This is a genomic window from Streptomyces sp. NBC_01506, assembly GCF_045040295.1.
In the GTDB taxonomy this organism is placed as follows: domain Bacteria; phylum Actinomycetota; class Actinomycetes; order Streptomycetales; family Streptomycetaceae; genus Streptomyces.
Window position 1 is genome coordinate 7831807 of record NZ_CP109422.1, and the last position, 16554, is coordinate 7848360.

Annotated in this window: 15 protein-coding genes; 11 read left to right on the top strand and 4 right to left on the bottom strand. The window is 69.9% G+C overall.

Going from position 1 to position 16554, the window contains the following annotated elements:
- Positions 1–10 precede the first annotated feature (10 nt).
- The 6 genes from istB to OG329_RS35165 all read left to right on the top strand — a co-directional run bounded on the left by istB (position 11) and on the right by OG329_RS35165 (position 6525).
- On the top strand, positions 11–1417 hold the full coding sequence (gene istB, locus OG329_RS35140; protein WP_405800631.1) for an IS21-like element helper ATPase IstB: 1407 nt from the start codon (positions 11–13) through the stop codon (positions 1415–1417).
- 77 nt (positions 1418–1494) lie between these two features.
- Positions 1495–2523 carry an N-acetyl-gamma-glutamyl-phosphate reductase gene (argC, locus tag OG329_RS35145; protein ID WP_405800633.1) on the top strand — a complete coding sequence of 343 codons (1029 nt, stop codon included), beginning with the start codon at positions 1495–1497 and terminating at the stop codon, positions 2521–2523.
- Positions 2524–2599: 76 nt separating this feature from the next.
- Positions 2600–3769, top strand: coding sequence for a bifunctional glutamate N-acetyltransferase/amino-acid acetyltransferase ArgJ (gene argJ, locus OG329_RS35150; RefSeq protein ID WP_405800635.1), 1170 nt, complete (start codon positions 2600–2602; stop codon positions 3767–3769).
- The gene (gene argB / locus OG329_RS35155; RefSeq protein ID WP_405800637.1) at positions 3766–4683 is read left to right on the top strand and encodes an acetylglutamate kinase; all 918 of its coding nucleotides are present in this window, start codon (positions 3766–3768) and stop codon (positions 4681–4683) included. Before argJ ends, argB begins: the two co-directional genes overlap by 4 nt.
- Positions 4680–5900, top strand: a complete 1221-nt coding sequence (locus OG329_RS35160; protein ID WP_405800639.1) for an acetylornithine transaminase — start codon at positions 4680–4682, stop codon at positions 5898–5900. The genes argB and OG329_RS35160 overlap by 4 nt, the downstream gene beginning before the upstream one ends.
- A gap of 7 nt (positions 5901–5907) precedes the next feature.
- Complete coding sequence (locus tag OG329_RS35165) at positions 5908–6525, top strand: arginine repressor (protein WP_405800640.1); 618 nt, start codon at positions 5908–5910, stop codon at positions 6523–6525.
- Positions 6526–6560: 35 nt separating this feature from the next.
- On the opposite strand, the gene OG329_RS35170 is transcribed toward OG329_RS35165, so the two are convergent.
- Entirely contained in the window at positions 6561–7274 is a 714-nt protein-coding gene (locus OG329_RS35170) for a L,D-transpeptidase (protein WP_405800641.1), read from the bottom strand.
- A gap of 52 nt (positions 7275–7326) precedes the next feature.
- A complete protein-coding gene (locus OG329_RS35175) occupies positions 7327–7935 on the bottom strand; it encodes a pyridoxamine 5'-phosphate oxidase family protein (RefSeq protein ID WP_405800642.1) in 609 nt (202 codons plus the stop codon).
- A 137-nt stretch (positions 7936–8072) separates the two neighbouring features.
- Between OG329_RS35175 and OG329_RS35180 the strand changes: the two genes are divergently transcribed.
- From OG329_RS35180 to argH, 3 genes are all read left to right on the top strand, one after another.
- Complete coding sequence (locus tag OG329_RS35180; RefSeq protein WP_405800643.1) at positions 8073–8477, top strand: DUF488 domain-containing protein; 405 nt, start codon at positions 8073–8075, stop codon at positions 8475–8477.
- 73 nt (positions 8478–8550) lie between these two features.
- On the top strand, positions 8551–9744 hold the full coding sequence (locus tag OG329_RS35185) for an argininosuccinate synthase (protein WP_405800645.1): 1194 nt from the start codon (positions 8551–8553) through the stop codon (positions 9742–9744).
- Positions 9745–9829: 85 nt separating this feature from the next.
- Entirely contained in the window at positions 9830–11257 is a 1428-nt protein-coding gene (gene argH, locus OG329_RS35190; RefSeq protein WP_405800647.1) for an argininosuccinate lyase, read from the top strand.
- A gap of 72 nt (positions 11258–11329) precedes the next feature.
- On the opposite strand, the gene OG329_RS35195 is transcribed toward argH, so the two are convergent.
- Positions 11330–13549 (bottom strand): NADP-dependent isocitrate dehydrogenase, encoded by a 2220-nt coding sequence (locus OG329_RS35195; protein WP_405800648.1) that lies wholly within the window; start codon positions 13547–13549, stop codon positions 11330–11332.
- A 138-nt stretch (positions 13550–13687) separates the two neighbouring features.
- Between OG329_RS35195 and OG329_RS35200 the strand changes: the two genes are divergently transcribed.
- Together OG329_RS35200 and OG329_RS35205 are read left to right on the top strand one after the other, a co-directional pair.
- Positions 13688–14236: a TetR/AcrR family transcriptional regulator gene (locus OG329_RS35200; RefSeq protein WP_405800649.1), complete on the top strand. Its 549-nt coding sequence runs from the start codon at positions 13688–13690 to the stop codon at positions 14234–14236.
- The gene (locus tag OG329_RS35205; RefSeq protein ID WP_405800650.1) at positions 14233–15786 is read left to right on the top strand and encodes a DHA2 family efflux MFS transporter permease subunit; all 1554 of its coding nucleotides are present in this window, start codon (positions 14233–14235) and stop codon (positions 15784–15786) included. Before OG329_RS35200 ends, OG329_RS35205 begins: the two co-directional genes overlap by 4 nt.
- A gap of 54 nt (positions 15787–15840) precedes the next feature.
- Here OG329_RS35205 and OG329_RS35210 read toward each other — a convergent pair whose 3' ends face one another.
- A complete protein-coding gene (locus OG329_RS35210) occupies positions 15841–16464 on the bottom strand; it encodes a lysophospholipid acyltransferase family protein (protein ID WP_405800651.1) in 624 nt (207 codons plus the stop codon).
- Positions 16465–16554 lie beyond the last annotated feature (90 nt).

The following is a 16554-nucleotide window of genomic DNA, read 5'->3' on the forward strand; positions in this document are numbered from 1 at the left end:
GGAGATGTCGTTGCCCAGTCATGACACGTCCGCCCACGACCACTTCTGTTCATCCCCGGCTCCGGCCCCGGGCTCGTTCCGCGACCCGAGGGATGTCGCGAGTTTCGCGCCCGCGGCGCTCGGATACGCCCTCTTCGCCACTCGCTGGCTCCAGGCCCCGCTCTATTTCGGCCTGGTCGCGGCGCAGGGTGTCTACGTCTACAAGTTCTTCAACGAGCTGTGGAAATTAATCGTTCATGTCATCAACGGTCACGCCGACGAGACCTATGTCATGCTCGCCGTCCTCAAACTGGTCGACGTCGTGATGATCGCCAATCTGCTGATCATGACGATCGTCGGCGGCTACGAGACCTTCGTCTCGCGCATCAACCTCCAGGGCCATCGCGATCAGCCGGAATGGCTCTCGCACGTCAACTCGAACGTGCTCAAGGTCAAGCTCGCCACCGCCATCGTGGGCATTTCGTCCGTCCATCTGCTGCAGATGTTCGTCGACGTGCACCACACTTCACGGCACGCGCTGATGTGGGGGACCGTGATCCACATGGCCTTCATCCTGTCCGCCGCGATTCTGGCCTATATGTCGGGCCCCATGCTGGAGTCGCGGAAGGGCGGTCACGGGTCCGGTGGACATGAGGGCGGCGGCCATGAGGCCAGCCACGCAGAAGGGAGGCTGCGACTGATCCCGCACCCGTCCGCCGGGCGCCACGACGACGTCACGTCAGCGGGGCGGGCGTCGCCTCCCGCCCCCGCATCGTCCTCGGTTTCGGCTTCGGCTTCGGCGGTGAAGTCGGCTTCCGCTTCGCCGTCCGGAGGTCCGGGCGCCGAGTCCCGTATCCGCGCCGCGGGCTTCCCCGCCCCCAAGGCGCTGGAGGACTTCGACCACGACTACCCCCGGTCGCTCGACCGGGAGGCCGTGGCGATGCTCGGCAAGCTGGACTTCATCACCGCCAAGGAGAATGTGGTCCTCCTCGGCCCACCCGGCACCGGCAAGACCCATCTCGCCGTCGCTATCGGCACCCGCGCCTGCCAGGCCGGCCACCAGGTGCTGTTCGCCACCGTTGTCGAGTGGGCCGCCCGCCTTGCCGTCGCCAGAGCCGCAGGCCGCCTCACCGAGGAACTGGCCCTGCTGGACCGCTACCCCCTGCTGATCGTCGACGCACTGGGCCACTTCCCCCTACAGGCCGACGAGGCCCAGCTCGTCTTCCGCCTCGTCGCGCACCGCTACGAGCGCGGCTCGCTGATCGTCACCAGCGACAAGCCCCTGAGCGGCTGGGACCTGGTCCTCAGCGACTCCGCGGTGGCCTCGGCCGTGATCGACCGTCTCGTCCACCATTCCGAGATCATCAGCATCGAGGGGGACAACTACCGGATGCGCGACCACGGCGGCTTCGGTTTCGCGCCCTCGGTCCTCCGTTAGGGCGTCCTCCGTCGGGGGCGTCATTGCATAAAGCTGCGAAGCTACGTATAGTCATGCCATCGACGAGGAGGGCTTCGATGGCAGTACGTGCAGCGGTGGCGGGAGCCAGTGGATACGCCGGCGGGGAATTGCTCCGGCTGCTCCTGGGGCACCCCGGGGTCGAGATCGGCGCCCTGACCGGCAACTCTAACGCCGGTCAGCCCCTCGGTGCCCTCCAACCGCATCTCGGGCCGCTGGCCGATCGCGTCCTGGAGCCGACCACCCCCGACGTGCTCGCCGGGCATGACGTGGTCTTTCTCGCGCTGCCGCACGGGCAGTCCGCCGCCGTCGCCGAGCAGTTGGGCGACGACGTGCTCGTCATCGACATGGGCGCGGACTTCCGGCTGGCGGACGCCGCCGACTGGGAGGCGTTCTACGGCTCCGCCCATGCCGGCACCTGGCCCTACGGCCTTCCCGAACTGCCGGGCGCCCGCGCCGCGTTGGAGGGGTCCAGGCGCGTCGCGGTGCCCGGCTGTTATCCGACGGCCGTCTCGCTCGCGCTCTACCCCGCGTACGGGGCGGGGCTGCTCGAGCCCGAAGCCGTGATCACCGCCGCCACCGGTACGTCCGGCGCGGGCAAGGCGGTCAAGCCGCATCTGCTCGGATCCGAGGTCATGGGCTCGATGAGCCCGTACGGCGTCGGCGGCGGACACCGGCACACCCCCGAGATGATCCAGAACCTCAGCGCGGCGGCCGGGGAGCGCGTCGGCGTCTCCTTCACGCCCACCCTCGCGCCCATGTCGCGCGGCATCCTCGCCACCTGCTCCGCGAAGGCGAAGCCGGACGTCACCGCGGCGGACGTACGGAGCGTGTACGAGAAGGCGTTCGCCGACGAGCCGTTCGTACGGCTCCTGCCCGAGGGGCAGTGGCCCGCGACCGCGTCCGTGTACGGCTCCAACTCCGTACAGGTCCAGGTCGTCCTCGACGTCAACGCCCGCCGCGTCATCGCGATCAGCGCCATCGACAACCTCACCAAGGGCACGGCCGGCGGCGCGGTCCAGAGCATGAACATCGCGCTCGGGCTGCCCGAGGAGACCGGCCTCCCGGCCACCGGCGTCGCACCGTGAACGGGCCCGAGCACAGACAACCGACCCCCGAACACGGACAACCGACCAACGACACCCACCCGACCAAGGAGATGCAGTGAGCGTCACGGCAGCAGGCGGATTCACGGCGGCGGGCATCACCGCCGGGATCAAGGACAGCGGCACCCCGGACCTGGCCCTCGTGGTCAACACCGGTCCGCGCCGCGCCGCCGCCGGCGTCTTCACCTCCAACCGCGTCAAGGCCGCCCCCGTCCTGTGGTCGGAGCAGGTCGTCAAGGGCGGTCAGATCTCCGCCGTCGTCCTCAACTCCGGCGGCGCCAACGCCTGTACGGGCCCGCAGGGTTTCCAGGACACGCACGCCACCGCCGAGAAGGTCGCCCAGGTACTGAACGAGGCCGACCCCGACTCCCACAGCTCCGGCGAGATCGCCGTCGCCTCCACCGGGCTCATCGGCATCAACCTCCCGATGGACAAGCTCCTGCCCGGCATCGAGAAGGCAGCCGCCGAACTCTCCCCGCACGGCGGCGAGAAGGCCGCCATCGCCATCAAGACCACCGACAGCGTCCACAAGACGGCCGTCGCGGGCGGCGACAACTGGACCGTCGGCGGCATGGCCAAGGGCGCGGGCATGCTCGCCCCCGGCCTCGCCACGATGCTCGTCGTGCTCACCACCGACGCCGACGTCGACAGCGCCGCGCTCGACTCGGCCCTGCGCGCCGCCACCCGGACCACCTTCGACCGGGTCGACTCCGACGGCTGCATGTCCACCAACGACACGGTGCTGCTGCTCGCCTCGGGCGCCTCCCAAGTGACTCCCGGATACGAGGAGTTCGCCGAAGCCGTCCGCACCGTCTGCGACGACCTGGGCCGCCAGCTCATCGGCGACGCCGAGGGCGCCAGCAAGGACATCCGTATCGAGGTGATCAACGCGGCGACCGAGGACGACGCCGTCGAAGTGGGCCGCTCCATCGCCCGTAACAACCTCCTCAAGTGCGCGCTGCACGGCGAGGACCCCAACTGGGGCCGGGTGCTGTCCGCCATCGGCACGACCTCCGCCGCTTTCGACCCGGACCAACTGAACGTCGCCATCAACGACATCTGGGTCTGCAAGAAGGGCTGCGTGGGCGAGGACCGCGACCTGGTCGACATGCGCTTCCGGGAGGTGCGGATCACCGCCGACCTCGCCGCAGGCAGCGAGTCGGCGGTCATCTGGACCAACGACCTCACCGCCGACTACGTCCACGAGAACAGCGCGTACAGCTCATGACGGCCCGCAAGCACACCGCGCTGCCCAAGGCACAGATCCTCATCGAGGCGCTGCCCTGGCTCACCCGCCACAACGGCAAGATCGTCGTCATCAAGTTCGGCGGCAACGCCATGGTGGACGAAGACCTCAAGGCCGCCTTCGCCCAGGACGTCGTCTTCCTGCGGCAGGCCGGACTCAAGCCGGTCGTCGTGCACGGCGGCGGCCCCCAGATCAGCGCGCAGCTCGACCGGCACGGGCTGGTCAGCGAGTTCAAGGCCGGGCTGCGGGTCACCACGCCCGAGGCGATGGACGTCGTACGGATGGTGCTCGCCGGCCAGGTCCAGCGCGAACTCGTCGGCCTGCTCAACCAGCACGGCCCGCTCGCCGTCGGCATGACGGGCGAGGACGCGCACACCATCTCGGCGACCCGGCACCGGCCGCGTATCGACGGCGAGTTGGTCGACATCGGCCGCGTCGGTGAGATCACCGCCATCGACCCGGGGGCCATCGAGGCGCTGCTGGCCGACGGCCGTATCCCGGTCATCTCCTCCATCGCGCGCAGCGCCGACGACGGACATGTCTACAACGTCAACGCCGACACCGCCGCCGCCGCGCTCGCCGCCGCGCTCGGCGCCGAGACACTGATGGTCCTCACCGACGTCGAGGGTCTGTACGAGGACTGGCCGAACAACGACGACGTGATCAGCAGGCTCACGGCGACCGAGCTGGAGAAGCTGCTGCCCGAGCTGTCCAGCGGCATGGTGCCGAAGATGGAGGGCTGTCTGTTCGCCGTACGCAACGGGGTCAACACCGCCCGCGTGCTCGACGGCCGCGTACAGCACTCGATCCTGCTGGAGATCTTCACCGACTCGGGCATCGGCACGATGGTCGTCCCCGACGGCCAGGAGAACACCACCGAAGGGGGAGCGTCATGACCGACGAGAGCAACAGCAACCAGGAGCTGACGCGGCGCTGGCAGCACGTCATGGCCGACAACTACGGCACCCCGCCGCTCTCCCTCGTGCGCGGCGCCGGGGCCACCGTGTGGGACGCCGACGGCACCGCGTACATCGACTTCGTCGCCGGTATCGCCGTGAACGCACTCGGGCACGCGCACCCCGCCGTGGTCGACGCCGTCTCGCGGCAGATCGCGTCCCTCGGGCATGTGTCGAACCTGTACGTCGCGGGCCCGCCCGTCGCCCTCGCCGAACGGCTCATCGACCTCGCCGACCGCCCCGGCCGGGTCTTCTTCTGCAACTCGGGCGCCGAGGCGAACGAAGCCGCGTTCAAGATCGGCCGGCTCACCGGCCGCCGCCATATGGTCGCCACCGACGGCGGCTTCCACGGCCGCACGATGGGCGCGCTCGCGCTCACCGGGCAGCAGGGCAAGCGGGAGCCGTTCCTGCCGCTGCCCGGCGAGGTCACGCACGTTCCGTACGGAGACGCCGACGCGCTCAGGGCCGCCGTCACCGAGGAGACGGCGCTGGTGATCATCGAGCCGATCCAGGGGGAGAACGGCATCGTCGTCCCGCCCAGGGGATACCTCGAGGCGGCCCGCGAGATCACCCGCGCCACCGGCACCCTGCTGGTGCTCGACGAGGTCCAGACGGGGGTCGGGCGGACCGGGCACTGGTTCGAGTACCAGGCCCACCAGAGCGTCGAGCCCGATGTCGTCACGCTCGCCAAGGGTCTCGGCGGCGGACTGCCGCTCGGCGCGACGCTCGCGTTCGGCCCGGCGGCTGACCTGCTCAAGCCCGGTCAGCACGGTACGACCTTCGGCGGCAACCCCGTCGCCTGCGCCGCCGGACTCGCCGTGCTCGACACCCTCGGCGCCGACGGCGCGCTCGATCAGGTGAAGCGGCTGGGGGAGAGGCTGCGCGACGGGATCGAGGCGCTGGGACACCCGCTTGTCTCCCATGTCCGTGGCGCGGGGCTGCTGCTGGGTATCGTGCTCACCGAGCCGCTGGCGCCACAGGCGCAGCGGGCGGCTCAGGATGCCGGTCTCCTGGTGAACGCGCCAGCTCCCGATGTCGTACGGCTCATGCCACCGCTGATCATCGGCGACGACGAGGTGGACACGTTCCTCCGGGCCCTGCCGGGCATCCTCGACACCGCCCAGGGGACACACGGGGACGGACGATCCGGGGAATGAGACGACGATGACCGAGGCGCAGGCACCCGAGCACAACGGGATCGACACGAACGGCGGGAACGGGACGAGCGCCACCGGCGGCGGGAACGGCGGCACCAGCGGCGCGGCCGAGCACATCGGCCCGTCCGTCCCGCAGACCCGCACGGCGCGGCACCGCCGGATCGTGGACATCCTCAACCGCCAGCCGGTCCGCAGCCAGAGCCAGCTCGCCAAGCTCCTCGCCGACGACGGTCTGAACGTCACCCAGGCGACGCTGTCGCGCGACCTGGACGAGCTGGGCGCCGTGAAGATCCGCAACACCGGCGGCGAGCTGATCTACGCGGTCCCCAGCGAGGGCGGCTACCGCACCCCGCACGCCCCGCTCGGCGAGTCCGCGAAGGAGGAGCGCATGCGGCGTCTCTCCGGCGAACTGCTCATCTCCGCCGAGGCGTCCGCCAACCTCGTGGTGCTCCGTACGCCGCCGGGCGCCGCCCAGTTCCTCGCCTCGGCCATCGACCAGGCCGAGCTGCGGCCCATCCTCGGCACCATCGCCGGCGACGACACGCTGCTGCTGATCAGCCGCGACCCGGCGGGCGGGCAGGCGCTCGCGGACCATCTGCTGCGGCTGGCCCAGAAGGACGGCTGAGCGCCGGGCGGCGCCGGCACGGGATCGGCAGCGGCTCAGTAGTTCGTGATCGCCGTACGCCCCGACGCCGTGCCCACCGCGATATGCGGTGAGCGGCCGGGGTCGGCCCACGTCAGGATGCGGCGCATCGCCTCGGCCGGCACGGAGACACAACCGGCCGTCGCGCCCTTGCCGTTGACGTGCAGGAAGATCGCGGCGCCCCGGCCGCGCACCGGCCGGTGGTAGTTGAAGCCGATGACCAGGGCGTGGGCGTACTGGGTGCCGTAGTCGGTCAGCTTCTCGGCCTCACCCGCGCGGCAGTCGGCCGGCAGACCCTCGACCCAGCGGTTGTACGCGCGCGAGTCGTTGTCCTGGCACCACCAGGACCGGTCGGTCACCGGGCGGTACGCGTAACGGGTCCCGCGCGGCGCGGGCCGGATGCCGAACGCGTACGGCAGGTCGTACAGCCCCGTCGGTGTGGTCGAGGTGCCCTGTACGCGTTCGGTCCCTGGGACCAGTCCGCCCGAGCCGAACCGCGCGTCCGCCGAGCCCGCCGCCACCCAGCGGCCCCCGCGCCGGTCCCACCAGGTGACGCGGCCCGTGGTCGCGCCCGTGGTGGCGGCCTCGGCGGTGATCAACTGGCGGCCGCCGCCGGTGTCGGCCATCCGCTCGGGCAGCGGCACGGAGGTGTCGGCGGGCGCGACCGGCCCCGCCGCGACGGTGGCGACGACGGCGAGCAGGACGGAGCCGAGCGAGAGAAGGACGCGCATGCTCGGACCGTATGCCGGTCACGGGGTGACGGCCTCTCAGGTCGACGCCCCGCTACGCCGAACGAGCGACGTCGGCGGGCAGGTCGGTACGCGGGGGGAGCGGCAGCGGGAGTGCGGGCAGCCCGTCCAGGCTCACGCCCACGTACTCCTTCTTCTCGCAGTACGCCGCGAACTCGTCGTCCGACTTCCTGGCGAAGTGCTGCGCGTGCTGGGTGCGCTCCTCCCGGTACTCCATGAAGGGGACGGCGAACCCGCACGAGTCGCTGATCCGTACCGCGCCGACCACGATGATCGCCCGCGCGCTCGGCCCGTCCGCGTCCGCGAAGTGCGTGATGTACTGCGCCCAGCGCGGATCGTCCCGGAACACCGGCTCCCCGCGCCCGTGCACCCGCAGGATCTTCGGCGGGCCGTCGAACGCGCACCACATCAGCGTGATGCGGCCGTTCTCGCGCAGATGCGCGATGGTCTCGGCGCCGCTGCCGCCGAAGTCGAGATACGCGAGCGTCGACTCGTCCAGGACGACGAGACTGCCCGAGCGGCCCTTGGGCGAGAGGTTGACGTGACCGTCGTCGGCGAGCGGGGCCGTTGCGGTGAAGAAGAGGGGCTGTTCCTCGATGAACGTGCGAATGCGGCCGTCGATCCGTTCGTAGTGCTTTCCCATGGCATCTATTGTCGGCGCCGCATATCCCGCGCGTCGAGACATATCCCTGAGATGGGACGGACGAGGCCGGACGAGGCCGGACGAGACAGGACGAGACAGGACGAGGCCGGACGAGACCGGATGGGACGGGACGACGTATGAGTGAGAAGAAGCCGGCACACGAGGTGCCCGAGGTACGGGTCCGCCGGGTCTACGAGGCGGTGGCGCCGGACGACGGGACGCGCGTGCTGGTCGACCGGCTCTGGCCGCGCGGACTCGCCAAGACCGACGCCGTGTTCGACGACTGGCTGAAGACGGCGGCCCCGTCTCCCGAGCTGCGCAGGTGGTACGGGCACGACCCGCAGAAGTACGCGGAGTTCGCCGACCGCTACCGCGCGGAGCTGGCGGACCCCGGATCGGCCGCCTCCAAGGCCCTCGAACGGCTCCGCGAACTGGCCGCCGGCGGCACCCTCACCCTGCTCACGGCCACCAAGGACCTGGAGCACGGCCACCCCGGGGTACTGGCGGCGTTGATCACGGAGAGCGACGGCCCAACCGCCTAGGGGCCGCGTTGACAAAACATACGGTGCACTGCATAGTTATACCCATCAGCGTATGCACCGTAAGGAGAAACCCGTGACCGAGCGCGTCGTACTCGCCTACTCAGGGGGCCTGGACACCTCCGTCGCCATCGGCTGGATCGCCGAGGAGACGGGCGCCGAGGTCATCGCCGTCGCCGTGGATGTCGGTCAGGGCGGCGAGGACCTGGACGTCATCCGCAAGCGCGCGCTCGCCTGCGGTGCCGTCGAGGCCGAGGTCGCCGACGCCAAGGACGAGTTCGCCGAGGAGTACTGCCTCCCGGCGATCAAGGCCAACGCGCTCTACATGGACCGCTACCCGCTGGTCTCGGCGCTCTCCCGGCCGACGATCGTCAAGCACCTGGTGGCCGCAGCCAAGAAGCACGGCGCCGACACCGTCGCCCACGGCTGCACCGGCAAGGGCAACGACCAGGTCCGTTTCGAGGCCGGCATCGTCGCCCTCGCCCCCGAGCTGAAGTGCATCGCCCCGGTCCGCGACTACGCGATGACCCGTGACAAGGCGATCGCCTTCTGCGAGGAGAAGAACCTCCCGATCGCGACCACCAAGAAGTCCCCGTACTCCATCGACCAGAACGTCTTCGGACGGGCCGTCGAGACGGGCTTCCTGGAGGACATCTGGAACGGTCCGATCGAGGACATCTACGAGTACACCTCCAACCCGGCGGAGCCCCGCGAGGCCGACGAGGTCGTCATCTCCTTCAAGGAGGGCGTCCCGGTCGCCATCGACGGCAAGCCCGTCTCCGTCCTCCAGGCGATCCAGCAGCTCAACGAGCGGGCCGGCGGCCAGGGCATCGGCCGGATCGACATGGTCGAGGACCGGCTCGTCGGCATCAAGTCCCGTGAGGTGTACGAGGCCCCGGGCGCGATCGCGCTGATCACCGCCCACCAGGAGCTGGAGAACGTCACCGTCGAGCGCGAACTGGCCCGCTACAAGCGGCAGGTCGAGCAGCGGTGGGGCGAGATGGTCTACGACGGCCTGTGGTTCTCCCCGCTCAAGCGGGCCCTGGACGGCTTCATCAACGAGGCCAACCAGCATGTCACCGGCGACATCCGGATGACGCTGCACGGCGGCCGTGCCGTCGTCACCGGCCGGCGGTCGCAGGAGTCGCTGTACGACTTCAACCTGGCGACGTACGACTCGGGCGACACCTTCGACCAGTCCAAGGCGCAGGGCTTCATCGAGCTGTTCGGCCTCTCGGCCAAGATCGCCGCGAAGCGCGACCTGGTGTAGCCACGTCGCTCACGTCATCAATCGCCGGACGGGCTCATCGCGAGCCCGTCCGCAGTCCCGTCCGCAGTCCAAGGAGCACCCCGTAGTGAGCAGCAACACCGGTGACGTCAGGCTCTGGGGCGGCCGGTTCGCCGACGGCCCCGCCGAGGCCCTGGCCAAGCTGTCGGCCTCCGTGCACTTCGACTGGCGCCTCGCGCCGTACGACATCGCGGGCTCCCGCGCGCACGCGCGCGTGCTCAACAAAGCCGGCCTCCTTACCGAGGACGAGCTGGACCGGATGCTCGCCGGGCTCGACCGGCTTGAGACGTCCGTCGCCGACGGCTCGTTCACCGGGACCATCGCCGACGAGGACGTCCACACCGCCCTGGAACGCGGCCTCCTCGAACAGCTCGGCGCGGACCTCGGCGGCAAGCTGCGCGCCGGCCGGTCCCGTAACGACCAGGTCGCCACCCTCTTCAAGATGTATCTGCGCGACCACGCGCGGATCGTCGGCGGTCTGATCGCCGAGCTCCAGGACGCGCTGGTGTCACTCGCCGAGACGCACCCGGACGTGGCCATGCCGGGCCGTACGCATCTCCAGCACGCCCAGCCGGTCCTCTTCGCGCACCATGTGCTGGCGCATGTGCAGGCCCTGTCGCGCGACGCGGAGCGGCTGCGGCAGTGGGACGAGCGGACGGCGGTCTCGCCGTACGGCTCCGGTGCGCTGGCAGGCTCGTCGCTCGGTCTCGACCCGGAGGCGGTCGCCGCCGACCTCGGCTTCGAGCACGGTTCGGCCGCCAACTCGATCGACGGCACGGCCTCGCGGGACTTCGTCGCCGAGTTCGCCTTCATCACCGCGATGATCGGTGTGAATCTCTCGCGGATCGCCGAAGAGGTCATCATCTGGAACACGAAGGAGTTCTCCTTCGTCACCCTGCACGACGCGTTCTCCACCGGCTCGTCGATCATGCCGCAGAAGAAGAACCCGGACATCGCCGAGCTGGCGCGCGGCAAGTCGGGCCGGCTCATCGGCAATCTGACGGGGCTGCTGGCCACGCTGAAGGCGCTGCCGCTCGCGTACAACCGCGATCTCCAGGAGGACAAGGAGCCGGTCTTCGACTCCTGCGACCAACTGGAGGTCCTGCTCCCCGCGTTCACCGGCATGATGGCGACGCTCACGGTCAACCGCGAGCGGATGGCTGAGCTGGCCCCCGCCGGGTTCTCGCTCGCGACGGACATCGCCGAGTGGCTGGTCAGGCAGGGTGTGCCGTTCCGCGTTGCGCACGAGGTCGCGGGCGAGTGCGTGAAGGTGTGCGAGAAGCAGGGGATCGAGCTGGACGAGCTGACCGACGAACAGTTCGCCGCGATCTCCGAGCATCTGACACCCGAGGTCCGTACGGTCCTCGACGTCTCCGGCGCGCTGGCGTCCCGTGACGGGCGCGGTGGTACGGCGCCTTCGGCGGTCGCCGTCCAGCTCGCCGAGGTGAAGACCGACCTGGCGCTCCAGCACGCGTGGGCGACGGCGAAGAAGTAACCGGAAGAAGCAGAACGCCGGACGGACTCATTTTCTGAGCCCGTCCGGCGCTTTCGCGTATGCCGCGCTGGATCAACCCAGCGTGGAAATCGCCTGGTTGAACGTCTTCGACGGCCGCATCACGGCCTCCGCCTTCGCCGGGTCCGGCTGGTAGTAACCGCCGATGTCGGCCGGGGCCCCCTGCACGGCGAGCAGTTCGGCCACGATCGTCGCCTCCTGCTCGGCCAGCGTCTCGGCGAGAGCCGCGAACGCGCCGGCGAGCTGCGTGTCCTCGGTCTGCTTCGCCAGCTCCTGCGCCCAGTAGAGCGCCAGGTAGAAGTGGCTGCCGCGGTTGTCGATCCCGCCGACCTTGCGGCTGGGCGACTTGTTCTCGCTCAGGAACGAGCCGGTGGCGCGGTCGAGCGTGTCGGCGAGCACCTGGGCCCGCGCGTTGCCCGTGGTCGTCGCCAGGTGCTCGAAGCTGACGGCCAGCGCCAGGAACTCGCCCAGGCTGTCCCAGCGCAGGTAGTTCTCCTTGACGAGCTGCTGAACATGCTTGGGCGCCGAGCCGCCGGCGCCGGTCTCGAAGAGGCCGCCGCCGTTGATGAGCGGCACGACCGAGAGCATCTTGGCGCTGGTACCGAGCTCCAGGATCGGGAACAGGTCGGTCAGATAGTCACGCAGGACGTTGCCGGTGACCGAGATGGTGTCCTCGCCGCGCCGGATGCGCTCCAGCGAGAAAGCGATCGCCTCGACCGGCGTCATGATCTCGATCCGCAGCCCGTCGGTGTCGTGCTCCGGCAGGTACGCGTTGACCTTGGCGATCAGGTTGGCGTCGTGCGCGCGGCCCTCGTCCAGCCAGAACACGGCCGGGTTTCCGGTGGCGCGGGCACGGCTGACGGCGAGCTTGACCCAGTCCTGGATCGGCACGTCCTTGGTCTGGCACATCCGGAAGACGTCGCCGGCGCTGACCGTCTGCTCGAGGACGACCTCGCCCGAGGTGTCCACGACGCGCACCGTGCCGGTGGCGGGGATCTCGAAGGTCTTGTCGTGGCTGCCGTACTCCTCGGCCGCCTGCGCCATCAGACCGACGTTGGACACCGAGCCCATGGTCGACGGGTCGTAGGCGCCGTTGGCGCGGCAGTCGTCGATGACGACCTGGTAGATGCCCGCGTAGCTGCTGTCGGGGATGACGGCGAGCGTGTCGGCCTCGGCGCCGTCCGGGCCCCACATATGGCCGGAGGTGCGGATCATGGCCGGCATCGAGGCGTCGACGATGACATCGCTCGGTACGTGCAGGTTGGTGATGCCCTTGTCGGAGTCGACCATCGCCAGCGCCGGGCCCTCGGCCAGCTCGGCCGTGAAGGACTCCGCGATCTTCGATCCGTCCGGCAGCGACTCGAGGCCCTTGAGAATCCCGCCGAGACCGTCGTTCGGGCTCAGACCGGCCTCGGCCAGCGCGTGGCCGTGCTCCGCGAACGTCTTGGGGAAGAAGGCGCGCACCGTGTGACCGAAGATGATCGGGTCGGAGACCTTCATCATCGTGGCCTTGAGGTGCACCGAGAACAGCACGTCCTCGGCCTTGGCGCGGGCGATCTGCGCCGTAAGGAACTCACGCAGCGCGGCCACGCGCATCGCGGACACGTCCACGACCTCGCCGGCCAGCACGGGCACCGACTCGCGCAGGACGGTGGTGTTCCCGTCGTCGCCCACCAGCTCGATCCGCAGCGCGCCGTCCTCGGCGATCACGGCGGACTTCTCGGTGGAGCGGAAGTCGTCGGCGTCCATGTGCGCGACGTTCGTCTTCGACTCGGCCGTCCAGGCGCCCATCCGGTGTGGGTGGGCCTTGGCGTAGTTCTTGACCGAGGCGGGCGCGCGGCGGTCCGAGTTGCCCTCGCGCAGCACCGGGTTCACGGCGCTGCCCTTGACCTTGTCGTAGCGCGCCCGTACGTCCTTGTCCTCGTCCGACTTCGGGTCGTCCGGGTAGTCGGGCAGCGCGTAACCCTGCTGCTGGAGCTCCGCGATCGCCGCCTTGAGCTGCGGGATCGACGCCGAGATGTTCGGCAGCTTGATGATGTTGGCCTCGGGCGTCCTGGCCAGGGCGCCCAGCTCGGCGAGCGCGTCGTCGATCCGCTGTCCCGCGTCGAGTCGGTCGGCGAAACCGGCGATGATCCGCCCGGCCAGGGAGATGTCACGGCGCTCCACCGTGACCCCGGCCGTCGAGGCATAGGCCTCGACCACAGGCAGGAATGAGTACGTGGCCAAGGCCGGGGCCTCGTCGGTATGCGTGTAAATGATGGTCGAGTCTGTCACCGGGTGCTCCGCTCAGCGTCTGCAACATTGCTCGACATCAAGATATCCCTTGGTCGGGTCCTGCTCGACAGTGGCCCGAACTGAGCAGTGCTCGTGTCGAATGAGACATTGACGTCTCATTTGGGCTATGGTCGTCTCATGACAGTCGACCGTGACCAGGTGCTGCGTACGGCCGCCGCCCTCCTCTCCCGCCAGGCCACCGCCACCATGGACGAGGTCGCGCGGGCCTCCGGCATCGGCCGCGCCACCCTGCACCGGCACTTCTCGGGGCGCGACGCGCTGGTCAGGGCCCTGGAGGAGTTCGGTATCCGGGAGTTCGAAGCGGCGCTCGACGCGGCCAGGACCGGCGAGGGGTCCGCGAGCGACGCCGTGCGCAGGCTCATCACCGAGATCGAGCCCTCCGCCGGGCTCCTCGCCTTCCTCGTCACCGAGAACCAACTCTTCGAGGGCGAGATGAACGAAGGCTGGGACCGGCTCGACGCCCGCGTCGCCCTGCTCTTCCGGCGCGGCCAGGAGCAGGGCGAGTTCCGCATCGATCTGAGCCCCGCCTGGCTCACCGACGCCTTCTACGGACTCATCGGCTCCGCCTTCTGGGCCGTACGCGAGGGGCGGGTCGCCACGAAGGACTTCCAGTACATGATCGCCGAGTTGCTGCTCGGCGGAGCGCGACGGAGCGTGGAGCCATGATCACCACCGACAGGCGGGCGACAGAGACGGACCCCCGATACCACGCGGGGCGCTGGCTCGCCCTGGCCGTACTCGTCCTGGCCGTCCTGCTGGTCGCGGTCGACGCCACGGTGCTCGGCCTCGCCACGCCGTTCCTCAGCGAGGACCTGAATCCGTCGGGCACCCAACTGCTCTGGATCGGCGACATCTACTCGTTCGTCATCGCCGGTCTGCTCGTGTCCATGGGCAGCCTCGGCGACCGCATCGGCCGCAAGAAGCTGCTGCTGACCGGCGCCGTCGCCTTCGGAGCCGTCTCCGTCCTCAACGCCTACGCGACCAGCCCGGAGATGATGATCGTCGCGCGCGCCCTGCTGGGTGTCGCGGGCGCGACCCTGATGCCGTCCACGCTGGCCCTGATCCGCAACATCTTCCACGACCCCAAGGAGCGCAGCGTCGCCATCGGCATCTGGGGCGCCGCGGCCTCGGCGGGCGCGGCGGTGGGCCCGGTCGTCGGCGGATTCCTGCTGGAACACTTCTGGTGGGGCTCGGTCTTCCTGATCAACCTGCCCGTCATGGCGGTCCTCGTCGTCGTCGGCGTGAAGCTGCTGCCCGAGTCGAAGAACCCCGCGCCGGGCCCCTGGGACCTGCCCAGCGTGCTGCTCTCCCTCGTCGGGATCGTCGGTGTCGTGTACGCCATCAAGGAAGCCGCCGCGCACGGGATGCGGTGGGACATCGCCGTCACGGCGGTGGTCGGCGTCGCGGCGCTGGTCTGGTTCGTCCGCCGACAGCTCACGATCCGCTTCCCGCTGCTCGACATGCGGCTGTTCAGGAACCGGGGCTTCTCCGGAGCCGTACTGGCCGATCTGCTGACCATCCTCGGTCTGTCGGGGCTCGTCTTCTTCCTGTCGCAGTATCTGCAACTCGTCCAGGGACGCGGCCCGTTGGAGGCGGGCGTGGCCGAACTGCCCGCCGCGATCGGTGCCGTGACGGCGGGCCTGCTCGCCGGCCGGGCCGCCCGCCGGTTCTCCGTACGGCTGGTGGTGGCCGGCGGCCTCGCCGGTGTCGGTCTGGCGACCGCCTCGCTCGTCCTGCTGACCGAGAACACCGGCTATCCGATGCTCGGCGCCGCGCTGCTGGTCGTCGGCGTCGGCGCGGGATTCTCCTTCACCGTGACGGCGGACGTGATCCTGTCCAGCGTCCCCAAGGAGCAGGCGGGCTCGGCGTCGGCGGTGTCGGAGACGGCGTACGAGCTGGGCGCCGCGCTCGGCATCGCGCTCCTCGGCTCGATCGTCACCAGCGTCTACCAGGGCTTCCACACCCCGGCGGGCGTCCCCGCGGGGACGGCCGACGCCGCGCACGAGTCGCTGGGCGGCGCGGTGGAGGCGGCGGGCGGCATCCCAGGACACCAGGCCGCGGAACTGGTCGCCGCGGCACAGGAGGCATTCGTCCACGGTCTGCGCATCGCGGCGGGCGCGGGGGCGACGGTGCTGCTCGCGACCTCGGTGGTGGCGTGGTTCCTGCTGCGCGGACAGAAGCTGGAGGAGGGCGTCGAAAACCCGTCCGACGATTGAGGACAACCCGTCCGGCGGGCCCGGCGCATTCGCCTCGGGCCGGGTCCGCCCGGCTCAGGCCGCCTTCGCCTTGGTGGCGTACATGTCCACGTACTCCTGGCCACCGAGCCGCATGACCTCCGTCATCACGGAGTCGGTCACCGCCCGCAGCACATAGCGGTCACGGTCCATGCCGTCGTACCGCGAGAACTCCATCGGCGCGCCGAACCGGACGGTCACCTTGCTCGGGCGCGGCATCCCGGACCCGTTCGGCTGGATCTTGTCCGTGCCGATCATCGCGAAGGGCACCACCGGCGCGCCGGTCATCAGTGTGAGCCGCGCGATACCCGTACGGCCCCGGTACAGCCGCCCGTCGGGGGAGCGCGTGCCCTCCGGGTAGATGCCGAACATATGGCCGTCCTCCAGCACCCGGCGGCCGGTCATCAGCGCCGCCACACCGCCGTGCCCGCCGTCACGGTCCACCGGGATCATGCCGCAGCCGGTGAAGAACCAGGCCATCAGCCGGCCCTTGAGCCCCTTGCCCGTGACGTACTCGTCCTTGCCGATGAAGAAGACCTGACGGCTGCCGCAGACGAGCGGCAGGATCATCGAGTCGATGAAGGTGAGGTGGTTCCCGGCGAGGATCACCGGACCGGTCCCCGGAATGTTCTCGGCGCCCTCCACCCGTGGCCGGAACATCAGACGCAAGATCGGTCCGAGCACTGCCTTGACGAGCGCAAAGCGGGACAACGGGGTCCTCCGGTTGGTGAGCGGATCGCATCGAGCCGG